Origin of the sequence: Paenarthrobacter sp. CM16 (assembly GCF_013179505.1) — a bacterium.
GTDB lineage: Bacteria > Actinomycetota > Actinomycetes > Actinomycetales > Micrococcaceae > Arthrobacter.
Genome location: NZ_JABMCX010000596.1, coordinates 1 through 704, shown reverse-complemented (window position 1 = coordinate 704; position 704 = coordinate 1). Strand labels below are relative to the sequence as shown.

At 61.4% G+C, this 704-nt stretch carries 1 protein-coding gene; it reads right to left on the bottom strand.

Going from position 1 to position 704, the window contains the following annotated elements:
* Positions 1–101: 101 nt before the first annotated feature.
* A partial coding sequence (locus HP499_RS24725; protein ID WP_172326637.1) for an aldehyde dehydrogenase family protein occupies positions 102–704 on the bottom strand: 603 nt, incomplete at its 5' end.

Here is a 704-nt window from a genome sequence, read left to right as displayed (position 1 = left end):
CGAACCAGACGCCCCAGGAATCGGGTGCTGTACCGATGATCAGCTTGTTCTCGACATCAGTCATGACGGCGTTGTCTTCCTTTGCGGCGGTGGGGACGGATTTAGTTGGAGGGGAAGTTGTAGGAGGCGCCGGAGGCGTGGGTGGGTTCAGGCCAGCGCGAGGTGATGACTTTTCCGCGGGTGTAGAAGGACACGCCCTCGGGACCGTAGATGTGCTTGTCCCCGAAGAGGGAGTTCTTCCAGCCTCCGAAGGAGTGGTACGCCACCGGGACGGGCAGAGGTACATTGATGCCGACCATGCCCACGGTCACCGAACGCTGGAACTTCCGGGCGTTCGCACCCGAAGAGGTGAAGATCGCGGTCCCGTTGCCGTAGGGGTTGGAATTGATCAGCGCGATGCCTTCTTCAAGGTCGGCAACACGTACCACCACCAGGACGGGGCCGAAGATTTCCTCGGTGTAGGCGGTCATTTCCGTTTTCACGTGGTCGATCACCGTGGGACCCACCCAGAAGCCGTCTTCGTGGCCGGGGACCACGAGGTCGCGGCCGTCAACTACCATGGCGGCACCGGCGGTTTCGGCTTCGGTGACGATCTTGACGATCCGTTCCTTGGAGGCCGGGGTAATGACCGGACCCATTTCGGCGTCGGGTTCGGTACCGTTCTTGACCTTCACGGCCAAGGCGCGTTCTTCGACCTTCTTCAC